Annotated in this window: 24 protein-coding genes; 7 read left to right on the top strand and 17 right to left on the bottom strand. The window is 37.0% G+C overall.

Features of this window, described 5'->3' with window-relative positions:
• Positions 1 to 5: 5 nt before the first annotated feature.
• The 7 genes from LDK52_RS16285 to mutY form a co-directional block, all read right to left on the bottom strand.
• The gene (locus tag LDK52_RS16285; protein ID WP_277586998.1) at positions 6 to 989 is read right to left on the bottom strand and encodes an ABC transporter ATP-binding protein; all 984 of its coding nucleotides are present in this window, start codon (positions 987 to 989) and stop codon (positions 6 to 8) included.
• Positions 964 to 1,983 (bottom strand): ABC transporter ATP-binding protein, encoded by a 1,020-nt coding sequence (locus LDK52_RS16280; RefSeq protein ID WP_277586997.1) that lies wholly within the window; start codon positions 1,981 to 1,983, stop codon positions 964 to 966. The genes LDK52_RS16285 and LDK52_RS16280 overlap by 26 nt, the downstream gene beginning before the upstream one ends.
• A gap of 179 nt (positions 1,984 to 2,162) precedes the next feature.
• Positions 2,163 to 3,914, bottom strand: a complete 1,752-nt coding sequence (locus LDK52_RS16275) for an ABC transporter ATP-binding protein (RefSeq protein ID WP_277586996.1) — start codon at positions 3,912 to 3,914, stop codon at positions 2,163 to 2,165.
• 60 nt (positions 3,915 to 3,974) lie between these two features.
• Positions 3,975 to 4,514, bottom strand: a complete 540-nt coding sequence (gene ntdP / locus LDK52_RS16270; RefSeq protein WP_277586995.1) for a nucleoside tri-diphosphate phosphatase — start codon at positions 4,512 to 4,514, stop codon at positions 3,975 to 3,977.
• 138 nt (positions 4,515 to 4,652) lie between these two features.
• Entirely contained in the window at positions 4,653 to 4,811 is a 159-nt protein-coding gene (locus LDK52_RS16265; RefSeq protein ID WP_277586994.1) for a gamma-type small acid-soluble spore protein, read from the bottom strand.
• A 294-nt stretch (positions 4,812 to 5,105) separates the two neighbouring features.
• Positions 5,106 to 5,852: an enoyl-[acyl-carrier-protein] reductase FabL gene (gene fabL, locus LDK52_RS16260; protein WP_277586993.1), complete on the bottom strand. Its 747-nt coding sequence runs from the start codon at positions 5,850 to 5,852 to the stop codon at positions 5,106 to 5,108.
• Positions 5,839 to 6,918 carry an A/G-specific adenine glycosylase gene (gene mutY, locus LDK52_RS16255; RefSeq protein ID WP_407081830.1) on the bottom strand — a complete coding sequence of 360 codons (1,080 nt, stop codon included), beginning with the start codon at positions 6,916 to 6,918 and terminating at the stop codon, positions 5,839 to 5,841. The genes fabL and mutY overlap by 14 nt, the downstream gene beginning before the upstream one ends.
• A gap of 121 nt (positions 6,919 to 7,039) precedes the next feature.
• Between mutY and LDK52_RS16250 the strand changes: the two genes are divergently transcribed.
• On the top strand, positions 7,040 to 8,023 hold the full coding sequence (locus LDK52_RS16250) for a metal-dependent hydrolase (protein ID WP_277586991.1): 984 nt from the start codon (positions 7,040 to 7,042) through the stop codon (positions 8,021 to 8,023).
• A 253-nt stretch (positions 8,024 to 8,276) separates the two neighbouring features.
• Here the strand turns inward: LDK52_RS16250 and LDK52_RS16245 are convergent, their stop codons facing one another.
• From LDK52_RS16245 to recX, 3 genes are read right to left on the bottom strand one after another with little or no spacing between them, the layout of a single operon-like run.
• Positions 8,277 to 8,543, bottom strand: a complete 267-nt coding sequence (locus LDK52_RS16245; protein ID WP_277586990.1) for a YfhJ family protein — start codon at positions 8,541 to 8,543, stop codon at positions 8,277 to 8,279.
• Between the two features lies 1 nt (position 8,544).
• A complete protein-coding gene (locus tag LDK52_RS16240; RefSeq protein WP_277586989.1) occupies positions 8,545 to 8,874 on the bottom strand; it encodes a YfhH family protein in 330 nt (109 codons plus the stop codon).
• 1 nt (position 8,875) lies between these two features.
• Positions 8,876 to 9,679 (bottom strand): recombination regulator RecX, encoded by an 804-nt coding sequence (recX, locus tag LDK52_RS16235; protein WP_277586988.1) that lies wholly within the window; start codon positions 9,677 to 9,679, stop codon positions 8,876 to 8,878.
• Positions 9,680 to 9,781: 102 nt separating this feature from the next.
• Between recX and LDK52_RS16230 the strand changes: the two genes are divergently transcribed.
• The 3 genes from LDK52_RS16230 to rlmD are packed head-to-tail and all read left to right on the top strand — an operon-like array spanning position 9,782 to position 12,958.
• Entirely contained in the window at positions 9,782 to 10,678 is an 897-nt protein-coding gene (locus LDK52_RS16230) for a TIGR01777 family oxidoreductase (RefSeq protein ID WP_277586987.1), read from the top strand.
• A gap of 51 nt (positions 10,679 to 10,729) precedes the next feature.
• The gene (locus tag LDK52_RS16225) at positions 10,730 to 11,542 is read left to right on the top strand and encodes a polysaccharide deacetylase family protein (protein WP_277586986.1); all 813 of its coding nucleotides are present in this window, start codon (positions 10,730 to 10,732) and stop codon (positions 11,540 to 11,542) included.
• A 42-nt stretch (positions 11,543 to 11,584) separates the two neighbouring features.
• Positions 11,585 to 12,958 (top strand): 23S rRNA (uracil(1939)-C(5))-methyltransferase RlmD, encoded by a 1,374-nt coding sequence (gene rlmD, locus LDK52_RS16220; RefSeq protein ID WP_277586985.1) that lies wholly within the window; start codon positions 11,585 to 11,587, stop codon positions 12,956 to 12,958.
• Between the two features lie 106 nt (positions 12,959 to 13,064).
• On the opposite strand, the gene LDK52_RS16215 is transcribed toward rlmD, so the two are convergent.
• The 7 genes from LDK52_RS16215 to LDK52_RS16185 form a co-directional block, all read right to left on the bottom strand.
• On the bottom strand, positions 13,065 to 13,718 hold the full coding sequence (locus tag LDK52_RS16215; protein WP_277586984.1) for an HAD family hydrolase: 654 nt from the start codon (positions 13,716 to 13,718) through the stop codon (positions 13,065 to 13,067).
• A 154-nt stretch (positions 13,719 to 13,872) separates the two neighbouring features.
• The gene (locus tag LDK52_RS16210; protein ID WP_277586983.1) at positions 13,873 to 14,325 is read right to left on the bottom strand and encodes an SRPBCC family protein; all 453 of its coding nucleotides are present in this window, start codon (positions 14,323 to 14,325) and stop codon (positions 13,873 to 13,875) included.
• 126 nt (positions 14,326 to 14,451) lie between these two features.
• A complete protein-coding gene (locus LDK52_RS16205; protein WP_277586982.1) occupies positions 14,452 to 14,589 on the bottom strand; it encodes a MerR family DNA-binding transcriptional regulator in 138 nt (45 codons plus the stop codon).
• Positions 14,590 to 14,815: 226 nt separating this feature from the next.
• A complete protein-coding gene (locus tag LDK52_RS16200) occupies positions 14,816 to 15,655 on the bottom strand; it encodes a DUF2785 domain-containing protein (protein ID WP_277586981.1) in 840 nt (279 codons plus the stop codon).
• A 55-nt stretch (positions 15,656 to 15,710) separates the two neighbouring features.
• Complete coding sequence (locus tag LDK52_RS16195) at positions 15,711 to 16,091, bottom strand: hypothetical protein (RefSeq protein ID WP_277586980.1); 381 nt, start codon at positions 16,089 to 16,091, stop codon at positions 15,711 to 15,713.
• A gap of 29 nt (positions 16,092 to 16,120) precedes the next feature.
• Positions 16,121 to 16,573, bottom strand: a complete 453-nt coding sequence (locus LDK52_RS16190; protein WP_277586979.1) for a hypothetical protein — start codon at positions 16,571 to 16,573, stop codon at positions 16,121 to 16,123.
• 170 nt (positions 16,574 to 16,743) lie between these two features.
• Positions 16,744 to 17,922 (bottom strand): MFS transporter, encoded by a 1,179-nt coding sequence (locus LDK52_RS16185; RefSeq protein ID WP_277586978.1) that lies wholly within the window; start codon positions 17,920 to 17,922, stop codon positions 16,744 to 16,746.
• Between the two features lie 373 nt (positions 17,923 to 18,295).
• Between LDK52_RS16185 and LDK52_RS16180 the strand changes: the two genes are divergently transcribed.
• The 3 genes from LDK52_RS16180 to LDK52_RS16170 all read left to right on the top strand — a co-directional run bounded on the left by LDK52_RS16180 (position 18,296) and on the right by LDK52_RS16170 (position 22,567).
• Positions 18,296 to 18,481, top strand: coding sequence for an SE1561 family protein (locus tag LDK52_RS16180; protein ID WP_277586977.1), 186 nt, complete (start codon positions 18,296 to 18,298; stop codon positions 18,479 to 18,481).
• A gap of 502 nt (positions 18,482 to 18,983) precedes the next feature.
• Entirely contained in the window at positions 18,984 to 20,513 is a 1,530-nt protein-coding gene (locus tag LDK52_RS16175) for a fumarate hydratase (protein WP_277586976.1), read from the top strand.
• A 143-nt stretch (positions 20,514 to 20,656) separates the two neighbouring features.
• Positions 20,657 to 22,567, top strand: coding sequence for a heavy metal translocating P-type ATPase (locus LDK52_RS16170; protein ID WP_277586975.1), 1,911 nt, complete (start codon positions 20,657 to 20,659; stop codon positions 22,565 to 22,567).
• Positions 22,568 to 23,648 lie beyond the last annotated feature (1,081 nt).

Genomic DNA, 23,648 nt, shown 5'->3' with positions numbered 1-23,648 from the left:
TATTATCAATGCTGCACTTGCTCATTGTATAAATGGCACGCAACAAAATGACTAGTCTTAACTTCTTGCAATTGCGGAATTTCTTTCACACAAATATCCATCTTGAACGGACATCTTGTATGGAAGGTACACCCTGTAGGTGGATTAGAGGGACTTGGAATGTCTCCTTCTAGAATGATTTGTTCACGTTTAAATTCTGGATCAGGCACTGGTACCGCTGAAAGTAGAGCTTTTGTATAAGGATGTAAGGGTTCAGCATACAAGTATTCGCTCGTAGCAAGCTCCACCATTTTCCCTAGGTACATAACACCTACACGGTCACTGATGTGACGAACTACACCTAGATCATGAGCGATAAAAATATAGGTTAGCTTCAGTTCTTTCTGTAAATCTTGCATGAGATTCAAAACTTGCGCCTGAATAGAAACGTCAAGTGCAGATACTGGTTCATCAGCTATGATCAGTTTAGGATTAGTCATCAAAGCTCTTGCAATTCCAATACGCTGCCGTTGTCCACCACTAAATTGATGTGGATAACGTTTTGCATGGTAACTACTTAAACCAACAATTTCTAAAAAGTCATGTACTTTCTTTTTCCTACTTTTTGGATCTCCAATATTATGAACGATTAAAGGCTCCATCAATATCTTTTCTACCGTATGCCGAGGATTCAAGGAAGCATATGGATCTTGAAACACCATTTGAATTTCACGTCTTGCTTTTCTCATCTCGTCATTGGAAATATTCGTTAACTCTTTTCCATTAAATGTTACTTTTCCTTCTGTTGGCTCTAGTAATCTCATAAGCATTCTGCCAGTAGTAGATTTACCACAACCTGATTCACCGACTATACCTAGAGTTTCTCCCTCATTTACAAAAAATGAAATATCATCAACGGCCTTCACATTGCCTGTGTGCCTACCCAACAGTCCAGTACGGACCGGAAAATATTTTTTTAAACCTTCAACTTTTAACAACGGCTCTGTCATCTGCCAAAACCTCCTTCTCATCGTATAAGAAGCATCTAGTTTTATGACCATCTGATGTTTCGTATAGTGGAGGATTTTCTTCTGTACATCTTCCAAATACAAATTCACAGCGAGCTGCAAATCTACAACCTTGGTTAATCGTCCCTGGTTTCGGAACACTACCAGGAATAGAATAGAGTCGTTGTTTCTTAAAGCGCATATCAGGAACTGATGCTATTAAGCCCTTAGTATAAGGATGCTGTGGATTATTAAAAATGGTAGATACAGTTCCCTCTTCTACTACTTTTCCAGCATACATTACTACAACTCTTTCACATGTTTCTGCTACTACTCCTAAGTCATGTGTTATTAAAATTACAGCCGTATTTAGACGTTCATTTAGTTCACGCATTAGCTTTAATATTTGAGCCTGAATTGTTACATCTAGAGCCGTAGTTGGTTCATCAGCTATTAATAGTTTGGGATCACAAACCAAAGCCATAGCTATCATTACACGTTGTCTCATTCCACCGGAGAGTTGGTGCGGATAGTCATTCATTAGCTCTTTTGCTCTAGGTAATCCAACTAGTGTTAACATTTCTAACGCTCTATCCTTTGCTTTCCTTTTACTCCAGTCTTTCTTATGTATGGTTATTGCCTCTAACAATTGATTGCCAATAGTAAATAAAGGATTTAAAGATGTCATCGGCTCTTGAAAAATCATGGCAATATCATTCCCACGAACTCTACGCATTTCTTTCTCTGAGAACTTCGTCAAGTCTTTGCCTTCGAACAGTATTTGACCACTCGTAATTTTCCCTGGTGGACTAGGTACTAGTCCCATAATAGAAAGAGATGTTACACTTTTTCCACAACCTGATTCTCCAACAATACCTAAGACTTCCCCTTCTCTTACATGAAAATCAATATGATCTACGGATGGAATAACACCATCATCTGTGAAAAAGGACGTTTGAAGATCTTTCACTTCCAAGATTGTTTGTCGTTCTTCCATGATGATCCCTCTTTTCACAAAATTGAAAATATTCTAACTAAAGTACTATATAAGGATATTTTACACAAATAATTGTGTTATGCAATACATTTCTGAAAAGTCATAATAATCTCATTACTTCGCAGGTCTAAAAAAAACATCTTATAAGCTGTAGGTACACTCATAAGATGTTTGAATAGTTAATCTGTATCAAGTTGTTGAATTTGGAATAAATTATAATAAATACCTTTTTGCTTCATTAATTGTCCGTGTGAACCATTCTCCATCACTTTACCATCTTCAATAACAAATATATTATCTGCATGAGTAATAGTAGATAGTCGATGAGCAACAATTATAGTCGTACGATTGGAAGCTAACCTCTCCAATGAATCCTGTATTAAAGATTCACTCTCTAAATCTAATGCGGAAGTCGCTTCATCTAGAACCAATATAGTTGGATTTTTTAAAAATACTCTTGCAATTGCCACTCGTTGTTTCTGACCTCCGGAAAGCTTTACTCCACGCTCTCCGACTTTTGTTTCGTATCCCTGAGGCAACTCCATGATAAAGTCATGCGCGTTTGCTGCTGTTGCTGCTTCTATTACCTCTTCATCTGTAGCGTCTGGCTTTCCCATTAATATATTGGATTTGACTGAATCACTAAAAAGAATATTATCTTGTAGCACTATGCCAATTTGCTTTCTTAAAGATTCAATCGTGACATCCCGAATATCTTTCCCATCAATAAGCACTTGTCCAGAAGTCACATCATAAAATCTAGGTATTAAGCTAATAATAGTGGATTTACCACCACCACTCATTCCTACGAAAGCAACAGTTTCGCCTGCATTAACACGGAAATCTACGTTCTCTAAAATCATTTGTCCATCTTTTTCATACTGAAATGAGACATTTGAAAATGTTACTTCACCACTTGCGTCTTCAAGAGTATAAGCCCCTTTTTTATCTTCAATATCATATTCTTCATCCATCAGCTCAAATACACGATCCATCGAAGCAAATGACTGTGTTAATGTTGTGGAGGAATTGACTAATCGTCTTAACGGACTGTATAAACGCTCTACATATGCAATAAATGCAGCCATCGTACCTACGGAAAGTCTTCCGTGAATAGCTTCGTAACCAGCGTAAGCAATAACAAGTAATGGAGCTATATCAGTAATCGTGTTAACTACTGCAAATGCCTTTGCATTCCAAACTGTTTGTTTTACCGCTGCATCTAGAAATTCTCCATTTGTATCATTAAATATTTTTTGTTCATGTTTTTCTAACGTAAAGGTTTTAATAATACTCATGCCTTGTACTCGCTCATGTAAATAACTTTGAACACCAGCTAATGCTTGAGAACGCTCTTTCGTTAAGTCTCGTAATCTTCCGAAGAAGTATTTAACACTGAATGCGTAAAATGGAAACGCTAGTAAAGTTACTAAAGTAAGTTTTACATTCATCGTTAACATGATTCCAATGGCGATTAAAATAGTGGCTAAGTCCAACCAAACATTCATCAAACCAATCATGACAAAGTTTTTCGTCTGCTCCACATCATTGATGACTCGAGAAATAACCTCGCCAGCACGAGTGTTGGAATAATATTTCAAGCTTAGCTTTTGCAAATGAATATACATTTTCTTACGTATATCAAACAAAATTTTATTACTCACCAATTGAGCTAAATATTGTCTATAATACTCTATCGGTGGACGAACGATTAAAAATACTAATGCAGTCCCCCCAAGCCAATAAACTAATTGAGTTATTTTTTCATCATTTGTTAAACCTTTTGCGCCGATAATATCATCTATAACAATCTTGATAAGAAGCGGAATAAATAATGGTATGGCAAATTTAATAATCCCAATCACAATGGTTAAGAAAATTTGAAAGTTGTACGGTTTTACAAATTGCATATATCTTTTCATCGAACTCATTTTAAAACTCCTTCCTACCATGAGAAAAACCTGTTGTATGTATTCAACAGGTTTCTCCAACTACTCATTTAACTGTTTTTGAAAATGATAACGACTTGTCCAAGCCTCGATAAAATCCGGTGCAAATGGCCCTCTTCTTTGTTTGATCCAGGATATCAGCTTTTCTACATTGCGATCTAGAATTCCATCAATTTCTTCTGGATACTTCATTTCCTTTTTATGTTGCTCGTATTCATCTTCATCTAGAATGGTGTAGGTCATATCCGGAAATACCTTCACATCTAAATCATAATCAATGTACTTAAGCATTCCATTGTTATAGACAAACGGTGAACTCATGTTGATGTAATAGTATACACCATCTTCTCGTAGCATACAAATAATGTTAAACCAATATTCTGCATGAAAGTAGCAAATAGATGGTTCTCTTGTAATCCAAGTTCTACCATCTGATTCAATAACAAGTGTTCGTTCATTTGCACCAATGACAATATTTTTGGTTCCTTTTAAAACCATCGTTTCTTGCCAGACACGGTGGATTCGGCCATTATGCTTGTAACTGTGAATTTGAATAGTTTCTCCTTCGTTTGGAATCGCCATGATTTAGCCACCTTTTCATCAAGTGAAACTTAAGAATATATATACTTGTTTTCTTATTATAACAATTCACGGTAAAAAACTATAGTAAAAAAATCAGCGAGGGTATTTTTACCCTCGCTGATTTTTGGTGAATCCATGTTATTTAGTTGGGTTAGAAGAACGATTTGCTTGTGGACCGCTAGCTTGTTGTTTTTTCAACTCCGCTTGGCGATTTTGTTCTTTAACTTTTTGAATATCAGTTTCAGAAGCAAACTCTTGATTTTGACTTTGGTTCTGCTGTTTTCTGTTATTCTTCATGGATGTTTCACCCCCGTACATAACTATCATGTGCAGATTGCATCATTTTATTCATAAAATTAAGGTTTGTAATTCCTTATTCAAATAAAATGATATAAAAACCCTTATATCAAAAATATAAAATGGATAAAATTCCTGTTTCGCTTGTAATTCCTCATCCTCCGCCAGTAAATGGAGTCCAAGAGCAAGTACCTTATAAAACAGAGCGAGTAAAAACATTTGGGGCACGAGTAACTGACTCTTCACCGCAAGTAAATAAAATATTTTCGTAAATAGGATGTGGTCTGCCCTTTGTTACATTTTTAGCGATCTTCCGCCATCAACAATAATAGTTTGACCGCGAATCATGTAAGCCTCATCTGATAATAAGAACATTGCAGTTTTTACCATATCATCGATTTCTACCATTCGTCCTGCTGGTGTGTTCACACGGGCATCCTCTAGCAATTCCTCACGATTTGGAAAATGCTTAAGTGCATCTGTGTCGAGTGCACCACCAGAAACAGTATTTACTACAATCCCTTTAGGGGCAAGCTCCACTGCCAAATATCTTGTAAGTGACTCGATAGCAGCCTTCGATACACCAACCGTTGTGTAGTTTTCTAAATAGCGGATTGATCCTAGAGAACTTACCCCCAATATTTTTCCGCCTTCTGGCATTAGCTTTGCAGCTTCTTGGGCACCGAAGAGCATTCCTTTTGCGTTAATATTCATTGTCCAGTCCCAGTGCGACTCCTCTAATTCCATAATAGGACGTAAAACACCCGAAGCTGCATTACTAACAAAAATATCTAATCGGCCAAACTCTTCTTTTATCGTTTGGAACATAGTTCTTAACTTTTCTACATCCCCAACATTCGCTTTCACAAGCAATACTTTTCTTCCTAAAGCTTCTATTTCCTTCACTGTTTCAAGGGCTGCAGTTTTACTTCTCGCATAGTTGACGACAATGTCATAGCCGTTTTTGGCTAGTTCAATAGCGATAGCTTTCCCTAATCCTCTGCTACTACCTGTAACTAGTGCAACTTTATTTGTTGTCATTTAAAATCTCCTTCTCTTTCCATGCATTCCATATTTTTAACATTGGGACGGGCATCGGTTGTTGATTTATTTCTTCTATAGTAAGCCATTTACATGGGGATGTTAGTTCTTTTTCCTTTATTAAGATTGCTTCAAAGCTCTCCATTTCCCATACTAGATGAGAGAATACATGCTTGAATTCATTGATTAACGGACCTTTTTCTATTTCTACACCGTAATCATGCTCGACAACCTCTTCAACTGTGTGGTTAGACGTTGGCAGCTCTACCATAGGGAACTGCCACATATTCGCAAGCAAACCTTTCTCAGGTCGTTTTTCCAATAAAACAAGGCCGTCCTTATTACGGATAACGACCGTTTTAACCTTATGAGTCTTCGATTTCTTCAGGATCGTTTTTATCGGCAGTTCATCCTGCATGCCTTCAAAAAATGCAGAACAGTTTTCTCTTACTGGACATAGTAAACACTTTGGTTTCGTTGGGGTACAAATTATTGCACCTAGCTCCATAAGTCCTTGATTAAACGCGGAGGGATTTTCAGGATCTATTAAATCCATTACCGCCCCTTCAAATATTTTCTTCGTTTTCGGCTTCGCGATATCTTCTTTTATTAATAATAGTCGAGAAAGGACACGCATGACATTTCCATCTACGGCATGTTCTGGTACTCCATATGCAATACTGAGAACAGCACCCGCTGTGTATGGACCTACGCCCTTTAGCTTGGATATTTCTTTTCGAGTGGTAGGTACAATACTTCCATATTCTTCGACTACCTCCCGAACACCATTCTGTAGGTTTCGAGCACGGGAATAGTAGCCTAATCCTTCCCATTCTTTTAATAGTTCTCCTTCGTCAGCTTTAGCAAGTGATTCAAGCGAAGGATATTTTGCGATAAATCTTTCATAATAAGGTATAACCGTATCGACCTTCGTCTGTTGTAGCATAACTTCAGAAACCCAAATTTTATATGGATCTGTTGTTTTTCTCCAAGGTAAATCACGTTTTTCTTTTAAAAACCATGAAACTAGCGCTTCTCTAACCTGTTTTTTATATAATTCGTTCACTGTAAAATCCTTCCTTGTGATTATTGACATTAAATATGGGTATATAAATAATAGTAGCTATGTTTTTTAAGTAATCTATTTTAGAATGTAGTTAGCTGTAATCCTAAAAGGAGCTGTTTGTATGGACACAGGTACACATGTCGTTATGGGTATTGCCCTAGGAGGTCTATCTCTTATTGACCCCGTAGTTGCAGGCAGTGCGCTTACAACGACTGCAGTAATAGCAGGTACAATTATAGGCTCACAAGCCCCAGATATAGATACTGTTTTAAAATTACGTAGCAATGCTGTTTATATTCGACATCATCGTGGGATTACCCATTCAATACCCGCTGTTATTTTATGGCCAATCCTGATAGCAGGTGCGCTGTGGCTTATTATGCCTGAAGCCAATTTACTACATTTATGGTTATGGACCTTTTTAGCGGTGTTTGTCCATGTTTTTGTTGATATATTCAATGCATATGGTACTCAAGCATTAAGGCCATTTTCTAGGAAATGGGTTGCCTTAGGAGTTATTAATACATTTGATCCGATAATATTTGGTATTCATGTGGTCGGCATACTGTTTTGGATGTTAGGCTTAAATCCCGTTCCAACCTTTCTTACTATGTACGCCATTATTTTCGGCTATTATTTATTACGCTTTGCCGTACAGCATGCAGTAAAAAATTCTGTAAAGCATACTATACATGATGCAGATGAAATTATAGTCGCACCAACGATGAAATTTTTCCAATGGAGAGTGGCTGCGATTTCAAAAACACATCATTATGTTGGACGAGCATACGGTAGATCCATTACTATTTATGATAAATTCGAACGTAATCCGCTGCCAGAATCTGATTTAGTATTGGCCGCACTACAGGACAAAAACTTAAGCGCCTTTACTTCATTTTCCCCTATTTTCCGCTGGGAGATAACTGAATTTGAACATATTTATGAAGTAAGGCTAATTGATTTGCGCTATCGTAGTAATGACTATTATCCATTTGTAGCTGTAGCCCATTTAAATGAAGACCTAGAAATAGTCAATTCCTACACAGGTTGGATTTTCAGTGAGGACAAGCTTCGAAAGAAATTAGATTTCTTACCGCATAACTAAGGAAAGTGCAAGCGCCTATGTCAGCCCTGAAAAGCGATGGAAGGATTTCGCGGAAAGGCGTCCTTTGCAAAGGAGGAAGTCAGTCTAAATTCGTGACATCGTGTCACAACGACTGACTGACCCGCATCGTGCGGCCCTGAAACCCTGAAGCGACTCGAAGGGCTAGGCGCTGGAGCTAGACAGATAATGAGTAAAAAGCATATACTTTCTTCACTCTCAAGGAAAAACGCTAGGATGCATTTTCCTAGCGTTTTTAATTGGTAAAATCATCAGTATCTAATAAATGTTTATACTTCTCGTTTGTATTTGCAAATTCATGCAATTGCTCTCCGTAGCCATCTATCCACTTTCGGATAACCATTTCCGTGACAGCAGCTCCTTTGTAATCATATCCAGCTCTAGCATAAGAAGATTCAAAGTCCGACCATAGAAGCTCTATCCAAGCTCTTGCTTTTGCAGCAGATAGTTTATCGTTTTTTTCAAGTAATGCGAAAGTTAATTCATCTATTTTTGTTTGCATATTATTTACGTTCCTCCAATGATTCTAACATTGAGATAGGTAAGGCTTCCTCATATTTATCTCCGCCTAATCTATATCCCCATGCAAATCTTCCTTTTAAATATTCTACGTTAAAAAACACACCTGGATCTCCAATAATTCGGTACATCTCTCCTCGTTTAATAGTAGCAGGATCTATTAAAAAGGCTTGTGCCATCAATGCTTTTCTTTCGTAAACAGCATACTCATTTACTATACCCAGTTGCTCAGCTTTACGTGATTTTTCTTTCAGATTCGCAATTTCTGTTCGTAGTTCTGGTACCGTCATATCACTATATTTTTTTTCACTCATCTTACTCTTCTAGCTCCTTCTTTTCAATATAAAGATCAATTTGCTCGGCAGGAAAGCCCTTTTGATATAATGAAGTCTTGATACGTCTGCGTAAATCATTGCCTTTATACTTTGCGGAATATTTCCGCCAAATTTTATCTCCCTGAGCAGCAATTATTTCCAACCATTCCTCTTCATTTTTTTCTAATTCAAATGTTGAAAGTGCTTGGGTGATTATACTAAAATTATACCCTTTTCTTTGAAGTGTATCTTGAACTTTTTGTTTAATTTGTCTTGGTGTTTTATCTTGACTTTGATTGATGATTTTCTCTGCCAAAGTTCTCGCAATATCTACTTGTTCTTCTTCTGAATAATTGCCTAATACTTTCTCTTGGAGTTCTTTTTCAATTCCCTTTTTCTTTAATTCCTGACGAATTGCAGTAGGTCCTTTTTTACTGTTTTTCTTCTGCGTTTCCACTAATGCTTCTGTAAAGCTTTCATCATTAAGAAAGCCATACTCATATAATTTTCGAATTGCTTCCAGGATAACTGCTTCACCATACTCATTTTGCAAAAGTTTTTGTTTTACTTCATGCTCACTTCTCATACGGTAGCTTAAAAAGTTAATCGCTTTATTAAACGCCTTTCTTACTTCGTCATCGAAAACAATTTCATCTAATGTAAATGCTTCAATAACTTTTCCTTTAGATAGTTGGTACTTGATCAGTACTGCTTCATCTAAACTAAATGCATACTTTTCATCCAAATATAAATTATACCGTTCATTATTATTTTTTTGGCGTCCAATTCTTGTAATAACCGGCATGTGAAATCTCTCCATTTCTCTACTTCTTCAATTATAACGTATAAGTTGGTTGGTGATAAATGATTGAACTGTTATGATAAAGCAAAGAAGGAGGTTGGACAAATGAAAATTGCAATTACTGGCGGAACAGGTTTTGTAGGAAGTGAATTTACAAAGTTACTTTTGCAAAAAGGACATGAAATTTATATATTATCTCGTTCAAAACATGGTACAGAACAAGAAATAACGTATGTACAGTGGCTAACAGAGAATGCAAATCCTGAAAAACAGTTAGAAGGCATAGATGCTTTTGTAAATCTAGCTGGTGAGTCGATTAATAATGGACGATGGACAGAAACACAGAAACAAAAAATTTATGATAGTCGGATGCAAACAACGGATGAACTGCTCCGAATATTTAACGCCCTAACTGTAAAACCGAAAGTACTAGTAAACGCAAGTGCAATTGGCATTTATCCCGCCTCTACTAGTGCAAGATATACGGAAAAATCAAAAGAAGTAGGTACGGACTTTTTAGCACTGACGGTTCGAGATTGGGAGCTTAAAGCTCAAAGTGCAGAAAGTCTTCAGATTCGTGTTGCTTATGGAAGATTTGGCATTATTTTAGGAAAATCAGAAGGTGCACTGCCATTGATGGCACTACCGTATAAGCTATTTGTAGGTGGACCTGTGGGAACAGGAGATAATTGGATGTCATGGGTCCATGTGAAAGATGTTGCAAGTGCCTTATTATTTGCAATTGAGCATCCTATTAATGGACCATTCAATATTACTGCTCCTCACGCAAAAAAAATGAACGATTTTGGGAAAATATTAGCAACTGTATTAAAAAGGCCACATTATTTTCCAGTTCCATCTTTTGCATTAAAATTTGCATTAGGGGAAAAAAGTCAGCTTGTATTAGAAGGTCAACACGTCATCCCGCAGGTATTGTTAGATAAAGGATATTCTTTTCATTTCCCTAACTTGGAAAGTGCTTTACGTGAAATTTATATATGAATAACTAACACTCTTTGGCGCAACCTACTTAAAAAGAAAGGTTGCGTTTTTATGTGGAAATCTCATTTAGTAGGAATCATCGTTGCTGCGATTATTTTAAGTATTGGATTTATGAACAGACCTTTTTCTGCCCAAGGAGAAAAGGAAATTCATTGGGGCTTAAAAAAGGCGACAAATGAACAACAAGCAGAGGCTGGCGAAGAATGGGATGCAATGCTTAAAAAGCATGGCGCAATATATAAAGGATCTGCTGATAAAAAAATACTATATTTCACATTCGATAATGGCTATGAAAACGGCTATACCGAAAGTATTTTAGACACCTTGAAAGCCGAAAATATTCAAGCAACATTCTTTCTGACCGGGCACTACTTAGAAAGTGCAACGCCTCTAGTAAAACGTATGATTGCAGAGGGACATCAAATTGGCAACCATTCATATGGTCACCCTAACTTAGCAAAGCTCTCTAAGGAGGGAGTTCAAAAAGAATTGCAAAAGTTTGACAAACGTTTAAGTGAATTGACTTCATTAACGCGAACAACTGTCACTCGCCCACCAGAAGGGACTTTTAACGAACAGGTACTAGAGGCTGCCAATGAAATAGGACATCAGCATATATTCTGGTCTGTAGCTTTTATTGATTGGCATAAGGATCAGAAAAAAGGTGGCAAATATGCCTATGACCAACTGATGTCACAAATCCACCCTGGTGCAATCATCTTAATGCATACAGTATCTCCTGATAATGCAGAGGGCTTACCGATGTTCATCAAGGATGCCAGAAAGATGGGATATACATTTGGAACTCTCGACGATTTAATCATGAATAATCTGGATATTCCGCTTACTTTGCTTCCTGAATAAACTCCTTTATAATAGAAAGAAGATTATAAAGGACGTGAAGGTATGAGTGAACAATCAGTAATAGAAGTAGGACAAGAATTCCCCCTTACGATTAAAAGACTTGGTATTAACGGTGAAGGTGTTGGATTTTTTAAACGTAATGTTGTATTTGTAAAAGGTGCACTTCCAGGTGAAGTTGTAACTGCCCAAGTAACAGTGGCAAATCCTAAGTATGCTGAAGCAGAAATTAAATCGATTAGAGAAATTTCTCCACATCGTGTCAATCCACCTTGCCCTGTATATGATGCTTGCGGCGGATGTCAATTGCAGCATATGACGTATGAAAGTCAGTTAGAGGTAAAACGTGATTTAGTCCTACAAGCACTAGAACGTTACGTGAAAGATTTAGCACCTACAATTGATGTGAGACCAACAATTGGTATGGAAAACCCCTGGCATTACCGAAACAAAAGTCAATTCCAAGTGAGAGAATTAGGCGATAAAGTTATAGCAGGATTATACGCGGAAGAATCCAATATGCTGATCGATATTAACGAATGTTCGGTTCAACACCCGGCTACAACACATATAACGAATGAGATAAAAAAATTACTTCAAGAGATGAATATCTCCATTTATGATGGTAGAAACTCTAAAGGCGTCGTCCGTACGATTGTTGTTCGCACTGGTATGCAAACTGGTCAAATTCAAGTGACACTTGTAACAACACAAAAGAAAATGCATCATAAAGAAGAACTAGTACAAAAAATACGAGCAATTGATCCTAATATTGTGTCCATTAATCAGAATATCAATGCAGAAGATACTTCGCTAGTATTTGGTGATACGACATTTAACTTACATGGCAAAGAAACAATTCATGAAAAACTTGGAGAACTAGCTTTCGATTTATCTGCTCGCGCCTTCTTCCAGTTAAATCCAGAACAAACAGTACATCTATACAATGAAATTGAAAAAGCAGCTGCCCTTACAGGAGAAGAAACAATTGTAGATGCATACTGCGGTGTAGGTACAATCGGACTGTGGCTTGCCAAAAACGCAAAAGAGGTTCGCGGTATGGATATCGTCCAAGAATCTGTTCAAGATGCGAAAAAAAACGCCAAACGAAATGGCTTCAAAAATACACAATACGTTCATGGTACTGCACAGCATTGGTTACAAAAGTGGAAAGAGGAAGATTTCGTTCCAGACGTATTAACAGTAGATCCACCTCGTGCAGGCTTAGATGATGAACTGTTAAAAACGATACTTGATATTAAGCCAAAACGTTTTGTTTACACTTCTTGTAACCCATCTACACTTGCGAAGGATTTAGCAGCACTTAAAGAAATCTACAACATCGAGTATATTCAACCTATTGATATGTTCGCTCAAACTGCTCACGTAGAAGCAGTTACGTTATTAACACTAAAATAAAAGGCTATGTTAAAGTTAATGGTTAAAAAAAATGAGCTTGGAGAAGTATCTCCAGGCTCATTTTTTTCTGTCTTTTTTTACTAATGCAACCGTTGAATAAGAAATTTTACATTTTAGGTAGTATTGTTATTAATTCAATTAAATCATCTATTACCAAATCAGCCTGTGCGAGTTCATCTTCTTGTGCAAAATCAAAATTACATCCAATTGCAATTAAACCATTATCTTTAGCTGCATTTATATCAGATAGACGGTCTCCGACTACTGCTGCTTTTTTTATACCATATTTTTTTAGTATGGATTTTACTAAATCTCCCTTATCCAACGTTTGTATTTGTTGAATACTAAATGTTTCAGTCACCCAATTATCTAAATCATAATAACTCACAATTGCGTTTAAGTATTCCTTTAAACCATTACTCGCTATGTAAATTGAACAATTATTCTCTTTTAAATAAATAAAAACTTCCTTTACATTGGGATATAAAGCACCTTTCCCACTTCTTATATTTTCAACTAATCTTTCCAGAAAATAAGCATCGGTTTGTTTTCTGACTTCCTTGGAATGATTAGGCAACAAAGCTTCCCATACTTTTGGTAAAGGTACACCCATAATTTCACGATATTTATCAATAGGGGTTACTGTATCCCATTTACTTAATGATCGTAAATGGTTAAAAGTATCATCAAGTGATAATTCTAAAATTTTATCTGTTTGAAATAGAGTTCCATCCATATCAAAAATCAGTGATTGTAACATTGCTTTCTCTCCCTTTTTCCATATCTGAATAGCCTCTAAAGTTTAACATATCAACAGAGTAGTCTATTCAATTCCATATTACCTTTTCCTTTAACAAAGCCCCCAAAAAAAAGCTGCCGGAAGGATTCAACTCTTCAGATAGCTTTTTTTGGTTTTACAGCTTCAATGCTTCCCGATTCACCTTTTCCATAAACTCATGAACTACTTTATTATTACTTTTATCACTACCAAGTTTCATCATTGCTCGTCCTACAAAATTCACTCCTTTATTTTGGCCATCGTAAATGAATTTTGTATGATTGTCATCTATTCTATGCAAAGTAAAACTAAACGTAATTTCAAATGCTCTTCCTAATACAAAGCTTACTTGTTTGTGCTTTTTATCTGGGCGGTCCTCATATGCCAATGTTTCCACGATATATGTCTCTACTCGCTTCCCTTCCCGGTAACTTTGTCTATGCTTCGCACCTACCTCATTTTCCTGCTTTTCTATAAGAACGTGATCCTCCACTTTATCCATCATTTTATGAATGTTTTTATCCATGAATAAGCTCCACACTTTTTCTATATTTGCCTTTACTACTGTTTCTTCATTCCACTTAATCATTCTTCATTCACCCTTCCTGATACTAAAAATTCATCTAGCTCTTACAATTTGGTTGCTATACTATCTAATTGAAGCAAAATAGTATTTCTTTTTTGTTGCAATAGCTTTTCAAGGTTAGCCAACGACTCAGCTGCCATCATCGTAGTACCGGAAATTATTAACCGGATCAATGTAGGCTGGTTCGAGTAATTTAACATCTGCATAGTATCGTAAGGTCTCTTTGCTTAACCCAGTTAAATGAGCAAATTCACTAATTTTATACATTCTGTGCCTCCCTTTTTATCATAAACTGTGGGGTGCACCACTGAGTCAAACCATTTTAACTAAATATATCATAATGCGTTTTGTTTTAGAGACCTTAGGGCAACAATATGATGAACATATTGGAGAAGGTGATTAGTTGAAAGCAGTGACATTTCAAGGAGCAAAAGACATTCAGAACAAAAGGTGAGTTTTTGGACAGAATTTCATGATCTGTCTGTCCTCTTTCTCACGCTAGTAGATTCCAATTAGAATTTAGGCAATTCTCGATACTTTTTTGTAAAGAGTGTAATTTCGGTTTTTTTTGAACTTCAATAAGGAAGCTTTTTAGGAATGTCTTACAGTTAGCGTACAAGAACCAATACCCTTCTTCCTCAATTAAACTTTTTTGCTTTTTTAATTCGTTCGGTATTTTTTGTAGCAGTATCTCTATTTCTTTTATTTCCAAACCTCGCTCGAGCATCTCGAATATCGGAACTAATATTCTCTCTTCCTCTTCATGGATGTAAACACTGTCGAACACAAAAACTTTAGCCCAAAGTGCTCGTAACATTTCTCCATATTGTTCTTTATGAATCTTCTCACTTTTTACCAGCTCATCAAAAGCATCTGATACATGTGCAATGCCATGAGCCCAGCCTTTATCCGCAACATAGCCTCTTAAATCTTTTTCAAGGTTAATATAATTAACTAATGTATCTTTAACTCGCAAAATCGTATGTTGGTTAAGAAAGTCATCTTTGTTATCTCTATATAAGATAAGGGCTATCAATAGAGAAGTAAAAGATCTCGTAAATACAGTATCTGTGCCTTTTTCTCCAATTCCTTTTAATAATAAATCAGTTAATGCCATGTCCAATAGTTTCGTTAGGAGTTCATGCTCTAGTAAATTTTTTTCTATTATTAATTGAGAAAATGAGCTATAAATTAATTGATCTCTAAGCTCACTATCAACTGAACCAATATGCTCCAGCATAGAGTCAATAATCACAACTTTCTGCTCTGTTTCCCAAGTTTTTTCTCCACTTTTTATTTCTCTTAAAATCTTCTTAAGTTCATTTGCTTCCATAAAATAACCTCATTTCCTTTCTTTCAATACCATTACTTTCTATCAATAAAATCAGTTATTGAAGTTCCAAGTTTAGTTTTTCACTTTTACCATTCCAAGCTAGTTCCACTATAATTATGTCGTCCTTTGGAACCCTTGCTCCTATATTCTGTTTTGTACTTTCAAGGTAACCATCTTTGTTTAACTCTGCACCTGTATGGCTTGTATCTTTCTGTGAGATCATATTGGATAAGGTATAATTGAATACCTCTGGAGCCTCACCTTCACCAGTGTAAACAATAGTATAAGTGATTTGTTGACTAGTTGAACCTGTGTCCGTAGAGACATAATTTACTTTCCAACTCTCACCTACCCCATTGAAAGTTAGTACTTCTCCATCTATATTAGAACAAGCGGGTAATAGAACTATTGTTAATAACAATATGATCCTTTTCATTGAACCTCTCCTAATTCATTTGATGTATATTATATGGTTAACCCACTAATTATTTTTTCTATAAAGTTTAAACTCTTCATATAAACAGTAATAACTATAACAAGCAGAGCAACAAATAGAACTGATGCGATGAGAGCGTATTGTTTTCTCTTTTCATAGTTTTTTTGTAGGATAAATACATTCAACAACAATGTGGGGAAAATTATATTACTCATAAGCCAAAGCCCTTTAAGATTAGTAATTTCAGATTTTAACAATGCTACTTTCAATACATTTACTTCTGTGCGTTGAACTTTATATTGCTCTGCGGTAATAATTCCTTTATCTATTATTGTTATAGAACGTATATCACTATAATCTAGTTTATAGCCCCCGGGAAAAAGATCTAAAAAATATATAACTCCCCCAAAAGTTATGATTAATAATATAGAAATTAGGAGTAAATTTCTATATTTCTTTATATCAAATAAGCTCTTTTCCAACTTTTATCACCCTATTCTGCGTCAGAATTTCCAATTTACATTTTTCTGAAAGAAACGGTCCTCTTACTAGTTGTACGGTTAATTGACAGAAAAGTTCCGCTACTTTTTGATTGCCCATATAAAAAGCACTAAGGACTCACCATTCCATAATAAGAACGAGCCTTAGTGCTTTATACCAATCGATTTCTCTTTTGCGGGTTTGAGATGAATATGACTAATGCCAAAGAACCTAACAATAGAGCTATGAGAATTAAGAAGCTCAGACCTTCAAATAGTTGTATAAAAAGACCACCTAAAAACGGTCCTGATAAGCTTCCTATACTAAAGAAAATTCCGCAAAGTAAATTGCCTGTTGGTAGTAATTCTTTTGGAGTTAGATCACTCATATAAGAAATACCAAGTGAATAAGTGGAACCTACAAATGTACCTGCGATAAAAAATATACTTCCTATTACTAGTGCGGAGGTTTCGAACATACTTGCTACCCCAAAGGTAATGGCGCCACAGGCTAATGCAAAAATAAGGACTTTTCTTCGACCAATTCGATCACTTAATATACCTAGTGGCAACTGTGATGCGACACCACCGAAAGAAAAGGCGGCTATTATATAAGATAGGTCTGTAACATCTAGGCCATTGCGTAATGCATACACAGGATAAATTGCGTTTAGAGAAGATTCTAAAAACCCATAGCTAAAGGGCGGTATGAACGCTATCCAAGCAATCGCAAATGCTGCTCCAAAACGCTTCCATGTTCCAACCAACGAAGCACTGTCAGTGTAAACTTCAGGCTTCTCATTTTTTATGAAGAATACTAGTACCCAAGCACATAAACAAAGAATACTCGAAATGATGAACGGTAATCCTTCAAAGATTTCCACCAACTGGACGAATAAAGGTCCTACGGCAAAACCAACTCCAAACGATAATCCATAAATAGCTATATTTCTACCTAATCGATGCTGTGGTGAAAAGCTAGTAATCCAAGTCTGCGTTGAAAAATGAAGTGCATGATCACCTATACCGATCAATAACCGCAATCCAAACCAAAATGCCACACTTTTCCACAAAGGGAATAGCATTAAAGATACAATAACAATAAGTCCACCTACAATTATTATCGGTTTATATCCAAATTTTCGTAGAGGTGGTTCCATAAAAGGGGAAATCAACAACGTACCTATGTATAATCCAGTTGCACTTAATCCATTTAAAGTAGCACTAACACCATCCTGTTCAAAAATAACAGAGATCAAAGGAAGTAACATCCCTTGTGAAAAACCAGATATAGAAACGATAATAACTAAAATTCTAAAACGCTTTTTTTCTGCTAACGTAAAGTCATGCATAATAATACCTCTTTTTATCCAAACTAATTTTCTAATAGCATTAGTTTAGCAGAGAATTTTGCACAACAAAAGGCTCAGCCGATATCTCTATAAGATAATGGACTGAGCCTTTACATATAACTATTATTTACTTGTATGTTCATAACTGCATTTTCGGCTCGATTGCCGGTGAAATGTCTAAACACCCTCCTTCTAACAACTTGAATGGTCGACTATTCACTACGGCCTCCCTTCTATGTATCTAAAGATACTTTATCATATAAACTGAATATTGTAAACATTGTAAATATGTAAATTATTAAAATAACTCTTTGGACCTATCTTTTCTTTACAATTTCCTTTATTCTATACATATAAAGTGAGGTGTTATTCTGTGGGTAAACAAATTTCAAATCCAGAACAACAAGTATCTTATTTAAAAGATCGACTCCAAATGTTTTTAGAAGTATTGGACTCAATTGAGCCTGAAACAACTGAACTGGAAGACATAGACCGTCTAATTCAAATGATGGACGATCTTGAGTTAAAAATGGAGCAGTTTAAAAATACAAAAGAATAAATGAGGGTTCGGAATGATTTTCATTCCGAACTTTTTTTATTTTTCGGCAGATGGCGGTGTTTCTCGGGCGGATGACCGTGGTGCTCGGGCGAATGGCGGCGGTTCTCGGGCGTATAGCCCCTGCACTTGGGCGGATACGTAAATCTCTCGGGCGTTCGATTGATCCGCGGGCGGATGGCGGCGGTTCTCGGGCGGATGGCGGCGGTTCTCGGGCGGATACGCCATTCTCTCGGGCGTTCGATTGATCCGCGGGCGGATGACCGTGGTTCTCGGGCTTATAGCTCCTGCGCTCGGGCGTATACGCAAATCTCTCGAGCGTTCGATTTATCTGCGGGCGGATGACCGTGGTGTGCGGGCGTATAGCTCCTGCGCTCAGGTGGGTGACAATGCATAAGCCAATTCCCAAGTATTTATTCCCACAGCAACTCTTTTTTTCATCTTGATAAAATAGTATACTTGTAATGTTTGTTACCTACATACATATAGAAGGAGCGTTTACATTATGCAATTGGATCAATTAGAAAAAAGTATTTATGATTTGATTACCGAAACTTCTACAAATTTACCGAAGGATGTTCGTCGCGCGATCAAAAAAGCAAAAGCGGCAGAAAATGCTGGTACGCGTGCAGCGATGAGTCTAGATACGATCACAAATAATATTCAAATGGCCAATGACAATGTTTCTCCAATTTGCCAAGATACTGGTTTACCAACGTTCAAGATTAAAACACCTATTGGCGTGAACCAATTAGAAATTAAAGCTGCCATTAAGCGCGCTATAGTTACAGCTACAAAGGATGCAAAGCTTCGTCCTAATGCTGTTGATTCTTTAACAGGCACTAATAGTGGGGATAACTTAGGTGACGGGCTTCCTGTCGTGAAGTTTGAGCAATGGGAAAATGATTATATTGAAATGAAGCTAATTTTAAAAGGTGGCGGCTGTGAAAACAAAAATATTCAATATAGCTTGCCAGCCGAATTAGAAGGTTTAGGTCGTGCCGGGCGCGACTTAGATGGAATACGTAAATGTATATTACACTCTGTTTATCAAGCACAAGGTCAAGGCTGTTCAGCAGGATTCATCGGGGTTGGAATTGGTGGCGACCGTTCTTCTGGCTATGATTTAGCTAAAGACCAACTATTCCGTCACGTGGAAGATACTAATCCAAATCCTGATCTAGCAAGATTAGAGCAATATATTGTAGAAAAAGCTAACACACTAGGTATTGGTACAATGGGCTTCGGTGGAGAAGCTACTTTACTCGGCTGTAAAATTGGTGTAATGCACCGTATCCCTGCTAGTTTCTTCGTTTCTATTGCTTATAACTGTTGGGCTTATCGTCGTATGGCTATCAATATTAACCCAACTACTGGGGAAATTATCGAATGGCATTACCAAGATGGAGAGAAAATTGAGTTCAAGGACCAAACTTCTGAAGTCGCTACTCAAAAAGTAGTTGAATTACAAGCTCCTATTACCGAAGCACAAATCCGTGAGCTTCAGGTAGGTGATGTCGTATCTATCACTGGTCGCATTTATACTGGCCGTGATGCAATACATCATCATTTGATGAGCCATGATGCTCCAGTTGACTTAAATGGACAAATTATTTATCACTGTGGTCCAGTCATGCAAAAAGATGAAGCTGGAGACTGGCATGTTCGTGCTGCAGGTCCAACTACCTCTATACGTGAAGAGCCTTACCAAGGTGATATTATGAAAAAATTTGGTATCCGTGCAGTTATCGGTAAAGGTGGAATGGGTCCTAAAACACTTGCTGCCCTTTCGGAACATGGTGGAGTTTACTTAAATGCAATCGGTGGTGCTGCTCAGTATTACGCAGATTGTATTAAAGGTGTCGAAGGAGTGGACCTGATGGAATTCGGTATACCAGAAGCAATGTGGCATCTTCGCGTTGAAAAGTTCACAGCGGTAGTAACAATGGATTCACATGGCAACAGCCTTCATGCAGACGTAGAAAAATCTTCACTGGAAAAACTTTCTGCTTTTAAAGAAAAAGTTTTTAACTAATGTAATTAGTTGACTAATAAAAACCTCTAGATTATAATTATTATAAATTAACAATCAATACAAATGGATTTCCTATTGGGAGTCCATTTTCTTCATTTATACAAACTATTAATATTGAAATTCATTATCAAGGAGGTTTTTAAATGACAACTATAACCGAAAAAAAATCTAGCCCAAGCTTTCTATCAGCCTTAATCTCCAATGCTGAATTAGTAGCTGCCCTCTTTTCCGGGATACTAATCGTCATAGCATGGATTATAGGTAATGCCCAACAAGAAACAGCTTCGATCATTTTCTACTTACTAGCATTTGTAATAGGTGGATATGCAAAAGCCAAAGAGGGTTTATTAAAAACTTATAGCGAAAAAGAACTAAATGTAGAATTACTAATGATCCTAGCAGCAATAGGTTCATCCGTCATCGGCTATTGGACGGAAGGGGCAATTCTAATATTTATATTCGCAGTAAGCGGTGCACTAGAAACGTATACGATGAATAAAAGCAAAAAGGAAATTTCTTCTCTTATGGAGCTTCAACCGGAAGTGGCATTGCTCTTAAATAGTGATGGCACAACTTCACGCGTTGCAGTTAGTGAGCTTGTAGTAGGCAATCAGCTAGTTGTAAAACCGGGTGAACGAATCCCTGCTGATGGCAAAGTAGTAAGTGGTACGACTGCAATTGACGAAGCTGCAATCAGTGGTGAGTCAATTCCTGTAACTAAACAGCCAAATGATGAACTATTTGCAGGAACTGTTAATATGACCGGTGCTATTACGATGGAAATGACGAAGGAAAACAAGGACTCGCTTTTCCAAAAGATTATTAATCTTGTTCAAACAGCTCAGGATGAAAAATCTCCTGCTCAGCAATTTATTGAACGCTTTGAAGGTACCTATGTAAAAATTGTCTTAATTACGGTAGCATTCATGCTGTTCCTTCCCCACTTTTTACTTAATTGGGACTGGAACACAACATTCTATCGCGCGATGGTTTTATTGGTAGTGGCATCCCCTTGTGCTCTTGTAGCATCTATCATGCCTGCCACCTTGTCAGCAATTTCCAACGGTGCTAAAGTCGGCATCTTATTTAAAGGCGGAGTACATTTAGAAAATATTAGCGAAATGAAAGCAATTGCATTAGACAAAACAGGTACGCTAACAACAGGAAAACCGATCGTTACAGAGTTTTTAGTTCGCCCAGACTTAGATAGAATAGCTACTTTAACAAAGCTTGCAACTATCGAGGGACAATCGAATCACCCACTAGCTCTTGCAATTACAACTTTTGCAAAATCAGAAGGTGTTGGCCAACTCCCTCTTATCCATATTGAAGATAAACCTGGATATGGAATACAGGCAATAATTGACGGAGAAACAGTACTAGTTGGAAAACCTGACTTTGTGAATAAAAACGATGCATTTGCCTTCCAAAATGGGATTGCTACTTTACTTGCAGAGGAAGGAAAAACGGTCATCTTTATGCGAGATGAAAAAGGAATTGCTGCTGTTGCTGCACTAAAAGATACAGTACGCGAAGAAGCAAAAGCTGCAATTAAACAGCTCCAATCACTAGGCATTAAAACAGTAATGCTTACTGGAGATAATGAAAAGACAGCGAGCGTTATAGCAAAAGAGGCTGGTATTGACCAATACATTGCTGAATGTTTACCTGAAACTAAAGTGAAGCATATGAAAGATTTACTAAAAGAACATAAATTCGTTGGAATGGTTGGAGATGGTATTAATGATGCTCCTGCACTTGCAACAGCAACCATTGGATTTGCCATGGGAGAAGGTACAGACGTTGCTCTAGAAACAGCAGATGTCGTCTTGATGAAAAATGATTTATCTAAAATTGCATATGCAGTGAAAATGGCCCGCAAGATGCGTCGGATCGTTAAACAGAACATTGTATTATCCATCACGGTAATCGCATTTTTAATAGTCTCCAATTTCCTTCAAGTATTAGATCTACCATTAGGAGTTATCGGTCATGAAGGCAGTACTATATTAGTCATATTAAATGGATTACGAATGTTGAATAGAAATATATAATAAGAAAAACCGGGCAAAAAAACGCCAGGTCCTCTAGGATTTAAACCTGTTTCTACAGTTTTCGAAGGGCTTTGTACAGACTTATTACTATATAATTACCGTTTGATTTTTTAAAGATGCTGGTCGTGACTGAAGTCACGACCAGCATCTTTTTTTCTCGGTAATCTTATGGCTATTAACTGTCCGTCGCCCTTCTCCAACTTTTAGAAACGGGTTAGTTCATTTTTGGGGTAACTAGAGAAAAGATACTATCCTAATAATTAAGGAGGCTCACGAAGATGCAATTTCGTTCGCTATTTCGCTTCTTTATTTGGTAGACACTTACTATTTTTCCTTATTTCCACTAGTAAAAAAGGAAATCTACTATCTTCATCCTTCCTTACATAATTTCATTCCTACATTCAACAGACGGTTTTATCCCCACATTAACTCCTACTACTCTTCTTATCTAAGCGAGAGTCTATGCAATATCCCCTAGTTTAGTACTACTCATTTAATTGATTGGAGTGAAAGTGGCGACTCCTGTGGGAACAGCAAATGTTTTCTGCACCGATAGCGAAGCGACAGGTGCACGAGCTGAAAGCCCCGTCGCAAAGACGTTGGTCAAACTTTATTTGACCAACGTCTTTGCGACGAGTAACCGCAGGAGCATATGTTTTCGTAGTGACGAGGAGATTGAAGCCGTGCCACGGAGGCCAACAGGATGTTGGTCACAAAGGCGTTGAGGCCCACAGGAGGTGGGTTATGCAATCGTTGCCGCAGGACGCGGCGAACTTAGATTGCCTTCCTTTTACGACGTGGCGCTCTTAGCCTTTGTACTCCACTGAAACGCAAATCAGTAGTATCAATCATTCTTAAAAGCCCTGTAAAACCGGTTTTCATGCTGTATTTTTATATACTTTCTTATCTTTTAAAAAAGAAACAGATGGACCGCAGTGAACTGAACCCCGAATAGTAGACACTTTATAAAAAGTGTAGCTATTCAGGGTTTTTTCTTTTTCAAAACCCCGTTATACTAAAATTTACAAACTTTGAACGGGAGAAAACATTATGAGTAAAATACTTTTTAACGAACATCAAC

Source organism: Psychrobacillus antarcticus, assembly GCF_029533155.1.
GTDB lineage: Bacteria > Bacillota > Bacilli > Bacillales_A > Planococcaceae > Psychrobacillus > Psychrobacillus antarcticus.
Note: the sequence above shows the minus strand (reverse complement) of the source record. Positions and strands in the feature narration are given on the sequence as shown.